General features: G+C 67.7%; 3 protein-coding genes. 1 reads left to right on the top strand and 2 read right to left on the bottom strand.

Annotated features, from left to right (window positions below; genetic code table 11):
* On the bottom strand, positions 1-271 hold a 271-nt coding region (locus FJ311_16175), incomplete at its 3' end, for a transcriptional repressor (GenBank protein ID MBM3952971.1).
* A gap of 293 nt (positions 272-564) precedes the next feature.
* Here FJ311_16175 and FJ311_16170 point away from each other — a divergent pair.
* Positions 565-1311, top strand: coding sequence for a hypothetical protein (locus tag FJ311_16170; GenBank protein ID MBM3952970.1), 747 nt, complete (start codon positions 565-567; stop codon positions 1309-1311).
* Here FJ311_16170 and FJ311_16165 read toward each other — a convergent pair.
* Complete coding sequence (locus FJ311_16165; protein MBM3952969.1) at positions 1308-2909, bottom strand: hypothetical protein; 1602 nt, start codon at positions 2907-2909, stop codon at positions 1308-1310. The two genes, FJ311_16170 and FJ311_16165, sit on opposite strands and share 4 nt — an antisense overlap.
* Between the last annotated feature and the right edge of the window lie 152 nt (positions 2910-3061).

The following is a 3061-nucleotide window of genomic DNA, read 5'->3' as shown; positions in this document are numbered from 1 at the left end:
AGGAGCGCTGGCTGTCGACCACGATTTCGCGCATCAATCCGACGGCGGTGAACTGATGGAGCGTGTTGTAGACGGTCGCGAGCGACACGCGGATGCCCGCCGCCTCGGCCTCCTCGTGCAAGGCCTCCGCGCTGATGTGGCGATCGATCCCGTTGAACAACAGTTTGGCTAGCGCGAGCCGTTGACGCGTCGGCCGGAGCCCCGCAGCGCGCAGGCGCTCGAGCGAAGGCCCGAACGGACGAGAAGCGGACGAGACGAACTTGTCGACCATATAAAGAAGTTCTCCGAGGCAAAGGCGACCCGATTGACCCTAATGTGGGGCATGGCGGCCCTTCGTTCAACTATTTAGAGTTCTTATAAATAATCCTGTTATAACCCAATAATAATAGAACATTTTTTAGGGATGAGGGCGGGACGCGTTATCCGCCGCCCATGCCCGCCCTTCATGCTAGCATCCCGGCCGGGCGCGGTTTTCCCATCCCTGCGCGAAAACGAGAAGCGCCCGCCTTTCGCCAGAATGGCCCTCCCCGCGCATACCGCGGGCGCAACGCAAGATCGGGCGTCATGGCCGAATTCGATCCCATTTCCGCCGCCTTGATCGGGGCGCTCCCGCCGCGGGTGCTGACGCCGCTCTCGGCGCGGAACGCGACGCCGGCCGGCGAGTTGTCCCGCGCGGATATCTCTCTCGATTCGGCGGCGCGGTCCACGGACACGATCGACCTCGACGCGACGTCCGCGCGGACGGCGCTCGCGGGCGCGGTCGCGAGCGCGCGCGTGATCGTCGACACCCTCGCCGCGTTCCGCGACGCCGTCGCCGAAGCGCGCACCAGCTCCCTGGTCGGAAGCAGCGCGCAACTTGCCGTCGGCGGAACGCGGGTGTCGCGCCTCAACATCCAGGCCGAGGCGCGGCGGGCGCTCGCCGACATCAACGCGCTGGTCGCGGCGGAGACGCGGGGCGGAATCAACCTGATCGCTTCCGATACGCCGGCCGTGGAGGTGCAAACGTCGCGTTTCGGGGGCGCGATCACGCTCGCGCCCCAGCCCCTCGACAGTCGGGGGCTCGGTTTCGGCGCGCCCGATCTGGGAGGGCGCGTTGCCGGCCTCCGCGTCGTCACCGACGCGGAAATCGCGGAGGCCGAGGGCGCATTGACGCGGGCCCACGAGTTGGCCTCGCGCCGGCTGCTCACCCTGCAGATGATGGAAGAGCGCCTGGCCTTCGCTTCGTCCGCCGGGCATGCCGTGCGCGCGTTCGACCTGGGCGGCCGCGCGACGCTGCTCGCGCGCGGCAGCGTGATCGACCTGGTTGCCTAGGATTTCGGAATCGGGCGCCCGGCGCAGTCGACGCCCCAGGTGAGCACGGTTTCCTCGCGCGTCGAGCAGGCGCGATCGAAGCGGACATGGGGAACGTGGCGGGCGAGATAGTTGCCGATCGGTCCCGGATGCCCGCCGCGCAGGAACACGCAAGCGTTGTCGGCGACGATCCGGGCGATATCGCGCGAACCAAAGGCGTCGCGCAAATCCCCGGTGTTCTGTTCGTACCAGTATTCGTTGGCTCCGACGCGGCGGGCGACCGCGTCGCTTTCGCGCCCGCCGGTCCACCAATCGCCGAGAAAAAGGGCGAACGACGGGCTGCTTGAGGGAAAGAAATAGATGCGGGCGCAGTCGGCGAAGCGGGCGTTGTCGACCCGGGCGGCCTCGGCGCGCTTTTGGACCAATTCGGCGTATTGGCGGCGGACGGCGAACGGTTGCGCCGCGATCGACGCCAGCAATACCAGCGACACCGCCAGGCGCGCGCGGCGGCGGAGCGTTTCGGCGCCCCAGCCGAGCCCGGCGACGAACCGGTAGAACAGGATCGTCGCCAGCGGCATCAGCATGTAGGCGGGAACCATGTAGTTGGCCGTCGGCTGCTTGGCGACCGCCAGTACCTGGACCAGGACCGCCAGCGCGAGACCGGCAAGCGCGCTGAGCTCGAACGCCGGCACCGCCAGGCCGCGGCGCCGACGCCACGCCGCGATCAGAAGCGCCGCCGCGCCGAACAGCAATTGCAGATGGACCACGGGTCGGCTCGCGACATCGATCACGTCGCGCGGATAGCGGGCGAGATCGACGACGAAGTCCGGGCCGCTGCCGTAGGCGCCGCTGCGCAAAAGAGTGGGAACGATATAGTCCGCGACCTTGGCGACATTGGGCCATGCCGGCAGGGTGAACAACGCGAACGTCGCGGCCGCCGAAACCGCATAGACGGCGATCCCGCGAACACCGCCGAGCAGGAACAGCGGCAGCAGAAAGACCGGCGCCGCCGTCAATTTGGTGGCGATGCCGAGCCCGGCGACCGCGCCGAACGCGATCGCGAGCCCGGCCGAAGGCTTGCGGGCCTCCATCCCGGACACGCCCGCCTTGAACACCAAAACGACGAGCATGAGCGCGACGGCGATGAGGAGCGATTCCGGCTTGGCCTGATAGGCGTTTTTCAGAATGACCATCGACAGAAACGGCGCCGCCTGCACGAACAAGGCCAGTACCAGGTTGCCGGTGAAGGCGCGCGCGGCGAAACCCGCGACCACAAGGGCGACGGCGTTGACGGCGATCAGGGCGTTGCTGATGACCCGGAGATGCGCCTCCGGATCGGCGAACGCGCGGGCGGCGATCTCGGCCCCGGATGAAAGTGGATCGGCGAGCTTCAGCGCCAGCGCGCCCAGCAGCTGGACCGGGGTGCCCGGATGAAACGACTGGCCGGGGGGCTGCAGCCGGACGAGGTGGATGGCGTCGAACAGGTAGAAGTAGGAGGGATCGGAAACGTGCCATTCCCAGAACGCGCCGCCCGCTTGGCGCAGCGCCAGCGCCGCGGCGACGAACAGAAGCGGCAGGACGAACAAAGCGGCGCCAGCGGCCGCTTCTCTTTTTTCCATGGGCTGTTCCTGCGTCGACGACCCGGCTCGGCCGGCCGATGATACCCCGGCCGAGCCTACATCAAGCGGGGAATCTCCTCGAACGCGGCCCTCAATTCGTTCATTCGCTCGGACGGACAGGCGTACACGCTGAGATGCCGGGACATCAAAAA

It is taken from the genome of Rhodospirillales bacterium (assembly GCA_016872535.1).
In the GTDB taxonomy this organism is placed as follows: domain Bacteria; phylum Pseudomonadota; class Alphaproteobacteria; order Rhodospirillales; family 2-12-FULL-67-15; genus 2-12-FULL-67-15.
The sequence above is the reverse complement of the archived record's forward strand: the minus strand, read 5'-3'. Positions and strand labels throughout refer to the sequence as shown.